General features: G+C 59.9%; 3 protein-coding genes, 1 pseudogene and 1 riboswitch. Of the genes and pseudogenes, 1 reads left to right on the top strand and 3 read right to left on the bottom strand.

What is annotated here, in order from left to right; genetic code table 11:
• Nucleotides 1–247: 247 nt before the first annotated feature.
• From JOZ76_RS19055 to JOZ76_RS19065, 3 genes and pseudogenes are all read right to left on the bottom strand, one after another.
• Nucleotides 248–454: a hypothetical protein gene (locus tag JOZ76_RS19055; protein WP_291700768.1), complete on the bottom strand. Its 207-nt coding sequence runs from the start codon at nt 452–454 to the stop codon at nt 248–250.
• A 110-nt stretch (nt 455–564) separates the two neighbouring features.
• Nucleotides 565–1,557: pseudogene (locus JOZ76_RS19060) on the bottom strand (LLM class flavin-dependent oxidoreductase).
• Between the two features lie 135 nt (nt 1,558–1,692).
• Nucleotides 1,693–1,791, bottom strand: a riboswitch (TPP riboswitch).
• A gap of 268 nt (nt 1,792–2,059) precedes the next feature.
• The gene (locus JOZ76_RS19065) at nt 2,060–2,875 is read right to left on the bottom strand and encodes an aminoglycoside phosphotransferase family protein (protein ID WP_291700770.1); all 816 of its coding nucleotides are present in this window, start codon (nt 2,873–2,875) and stop codon (nt 2,060–2,062) included.
• A gap of 298 nt (nt 2,876–3,173) precedes the next feature.
• Here JOZ76_RS19065 and JOZ76_RS19070 point away from each other — a divergent pair, with 298 nt between their 5' ends.
• Nucleotides 3,174–3,911 carry a hypothetical protein gene (locus JOZ76_RS19070; RefSeq protein ID WP_291700773.1) on the top strand — a complete coding sequence of 246 codons (738 nt, stop codon included), beginning with the start codon at nt 3,174–3,176 and terminating at the stop codon, nt 3,909–3,911.
• The last annotated feature ends 325 nt before the right edge of the window (nt 3,912–4,236 follow it).

Consider the following 4,236-nt stretch of genomic DNA (forward strand, 5'->3'; position numbering starts at 1 on the left):
GCCCGCAACATATCTTGCGCGCCCTGATGACCGAAGCGAAAGCCACCAATTGAAGGATCGTGTAGTTTGAAGTCTTCTGTGAACCAATCGGCGACGTGGTCAATGTCTCCGGCGGACATCGAACGCGCGATGCGTTGGAAAAAATCCCTTCTCGACGACATGAAGCGATTACTCCGAGACGTGCGGTGCGGTCAGTCTGACTGAAGACAGAGAACCAAACAACAATGATCGCGAAGACCGCTTACGGTCAAAAGGCGAAGAACTGGAAACCCCGGTCAGAGTAGGAATATCGCATCGGATGCTGCGCGACAATCGCTGCGTTGAAGCCGCGCTTTGCAATATCGGAAAAGGCGCGCTCAAGGTCGGCGGGTTCTCGCGCGACAACCGACTCGACCGAGATTTGAAACCTATTCGGCGGCATATTTGTTCTCGGCGACGGCGCGATCTTCGTCATGTTGAGTGGCCGGGTTCAGGAGCAGAGCAAGGCACGATATCTTTGGGACTGCCTCCTTGAACAACTAGGCGGGCTTGTGGCCTCGCCCAAATCGCCTCACCTGAATCGCATCACACATGCGGCATCACCTGCTCGGCGAATCGCCGAAGATTCTCGCGCGAACCCTGGCCAAACAATAGCACATAGGAGGCGCCGCGGTCCCGCAGCTCACCGAGCTTGTCGACGATCTCCTCGCGCGCACCAATCAGCGCATGCGCCTCGCGCGCGCCCGGTGCGTCGGAATAGGCAAGGATATGCGATCCGCTGCGGCTTTCCGGCCCGCGCGACAGAGCGAGCAGCCTTTGATGCACCTCTGCCTGGCGACCCGCGGCCTCGTCCCGGTCGGCGTTGTCTGTCGCGACCCAAACGTTGCGCGCGACGGCCACTCGCATCTCGTCGAATAGGTGGCCCGCCGCCTCGAGCTGGCGGCGATAGAGCGCGATGCGCTCGCCGATCTGGGCCGGCGAGGCGAACTGATCGAGCAGCAGATTGTAGCCGCGACGCGCCGCCGAGGTGATGGAGGCCTCGCTGCTCGCCGCGATTCACAACGGCGGATGCGGCCGTTGCCGCGGCGGCGGCTCGACGATCACTTCGTCGAAGCGCCAGAACCGGCCACGATGCGAGAATGGCGCGTCCGACGACAGCGCGCGGAGCAGCACCGCGAGCGCTTCCTCAAAGCGCGGCTCGGCCTCGGCGGGCGGCATCGCAAAGCCCGCGAACTCGTTGTGACGGTAACCCTTGCCGACGCCGAGATCGAGCCGGCCGCCCGACAACAGATCGAGCGTCGCGACCTGTTCGGCGAGCAGCACCGGATTGTGCCACGGCAACACCAGCACGGCGGTGCCGAGCCGCAGCCTCGTCGTGCGCGCCGCGACGAACGCCAGAAACGTCACCACCGCCGAAAGCTGGCCGATACCGGTGAAGTGATGCTCGGTGACGAAGCTCGAATGAAAGCCGAGCGCTTCCGCCTCGACTTGGGCGTCCACGAAGTCATGAAAATTCCTGACGCCGGAAGCAACGTCGTGGCGCGGCGCCGCGGCGCCGCCGAACAATCCAAACCGCATGGGGAAAATCCTTCGAAGAGTATGCAGGACGGCCGTTGGCCGTGGTGGGCTTAAAAGCTCAAGCCACCGTGCATACGCGACGAAGCGAACGTCCCGAGAGGACGCGGCGCGATGAGGCAAACGAGACAGAGAAAAACTGATGCATCAAAAACTCCCTTCGCTGGCATGACCCAGGCAGGTTCGACGGGTGTGCTCTCAGCCCGCTCTTGTTGGCGGGCACCCCGGTTGAGGCAGGCGTTGTGCAATGGGTTGATGGCGGATGTCAAGGGCGCTCGTTCGTTTGAGCCCCGCGCCGCAAGCACAAGTGCCGCGGACCAAACAGGGCACGTCACAAGAGCAATAGCTTTTTCATGTGTAACGTCCGTTTGGGGTCAACTGCCGAAGCCTCACTCGGAGCAAATCTGGTCTGCACTACCTCAGGTAGCAGGCATCGATTTCAGCCGTGAAGATTTCTCAGTTGGGCCAACAGCCGACCTACGGCGAATATCGCAGCTGCTGCGATTTAACGATCAAGTTCGGCAGCGGCTAGCTCTGCAACGCGCAGAACGATCCTTGCCTGAGGATGATCTTCGTCACCGAGAGACCAAGCCGCCGACAATCCGGTCCATGCGAGGATCCAGCACAGCAGGCGGTGTCGTTCCACCTTCGCGACCTCGCTGACGATTTTTAGGCGCGATGCCAGGCGGCCCGGCTCGGTCGCGACCGGACGGCTCGGATCGTCCAGGTCGGGATTGGTAAAGATGTTGGCGAAGTCGAAGCTGCGCTCACCAACCAAGCCCTTGGGATCAATGGCAAGCCAGCCGCGCGCACCAAAGTCGAGTACATTGCCGTGATGCAGGTCTCCATGCAAGGCTACGCACTCGCGAGGTTCGGCCAGCAGCGATTGTGCGGTCTCTGCGCAGCGAACAAGGATGCCCCCATGCTTTGCAGCCGCCGGCTCCAGTTCACGAAACCAGTGCACCAAAGGCATCAGTTCAGGAATGGGCTTCGGGCGGGAAGCGTGCAGCCGGGTGGCGGTCGCGCACAAAAGACGGCAGGCTTCATCATCACGTCCCGCGCGGGCCATGTCGGCCAAGGAAGAATTGCGTAAGGCGCGCTCCATGAGAACGGCTGCATGATCTCTAGCTAAGATACGTGCGGCGCCTTCTCCTTCCCACCATTCCATCAGGGCGCCGCCGCGACGTTCGTCGCCTGCTCGAGACACTTTGAGCATGGCAGGATCGCCGGACCGCCGCACTGGAAGCAATTCGGCGGCCGGCGTCGTAATCGGAACACCATCGGGGACCAAGCGCCAACGCGTTAGGTAAGGCTCAAACATTCGGCACCTTTTGAGTTAAAGAGGCGACGTTTTGCAAACGGTCGCCAAAGGTCCGTTCAGGGTCACGGGCTGCCTTACGAATGCGTAAGCACCACGGCAGGTTGTACCCCAGATAGCTGCCGACTTGTTGCGCTGCAAGATTTCGGCATCGCTGGGCCATTTTCCCACTCGGGTACTGTCCATCACAGCGGAAATTGTGGCCAGTCCCTCAACTCTGACTAAATTCGATTAGGCTTCCCTTAGCTTGCCTGGGTTAGCGTTTGTTGCCTTCTGCGTTCTGTCGTCCATGAATCGAACCGTGAAAATCGGATTGATTGTCGCGGCGATCCCTGTGGCCGCCATCGTGGCGGGCCTTGTTTGGATCGCAACTTTAATTGCCGCCGACAAGTATAAGTGGAGTTGGTTGGAGGTCCCGATCCGGTATCGTCTGACACTTAGCGTAGAGGTCGGAGGAGTTGCCTATACGAGCTCTACGGTTGCGCAGGTCACCTATCAGGAGATGCCTGCGTGGCAAGTCATCAACGGTCCGGGAATTGCCAGTCTGTATCAGGGCCAAGCAGGCATCCTGAAGTTGGGGGACGGCAGAATGATCTGCCTGCTGCTTAATGCGGACAATTTGGTTCCTGGCGAACACTATGGCGTTCCTGGCCTTGCGGACCGACTTCTATCTATCAGGGGTTCGCTAACAGGTCCGAAACAAAAGTGGTCGATCATAACAGCATCAAACGCGCTCACGGTTACGGGCACCTCAGACATTCCAATCGGATTGCTGCCACCAATGATCGCGCTGGATGATCCGGCCGATCCGTCTTCGGCTCATCTCTTCGATCCGGAGCATCCCGAACGCTCCTTGGGACTAGGGGCGCGTTTTCTCGGTGCTCAGATTGGCGTAACGAACGACCCAGTCTCGCACGACATCGAGAAGGTGTTTCCGTGGCTTACTGATCCTTCGCTCCCGCAAAGACTCAGCAAACCGGGAGATCCATTCCTTCGAGAAAATCAAGGAAGGCCGCTGTACAAAGCGTTCTTCTATTAACTACCGGGCCATCAATGGGCGTAATTTCGGCTTCGGGTCATGCGCAGCAATACTCGGGACCAGCAGAAACGCGTCGGCTCTGCCTTTTGACAAGAGACATGAGACCAGCCTGCCAAAGTCGTTCGTGATGGGCACGTGACGCAACATGGCACGCTGCGGGCTGCAGAGATCATTCCGGCAGCAAGTAGCCCGCATGAGCGAGAGCGACATGCGGGATCTCTCTTGATGGCGCGATCGACCCGGATATCGCTCCGCTCATCCGGGCTACCTCGCTGCTCGCGCCGCGTCTGGCGTCACCATGCGATCCTGTGATTGGCCTGACGAC

Source organism: Bradyrhizobium sp., from assembly GCF_019244115.1.
Taxonomy (GTDB): domain Bacteria; phylum Pseudomonadota; class Alphaproteobacteria; order Rhizobiales; family Xanthobacteraceae; genus Bradyrhizobium.

Bases quoted from the DNA above. Each gene is read 5' to 3' on its own strand.
- JOZ76_RS19065 (WP_291700770.1), bottom strand. From the start codon at position 2,875: ATGTTTGAGCCTTACCTAACGCGTTGGCGCTTGGTCCCCGATGGTGTT.
- JOZ76_RS19055 (WP_291700768.1), bottom strand. From the start codon at position 454: ATGACGAAGATCGCGCCGTCGCCGAGAACAAATATGCCGCCGAATAGG.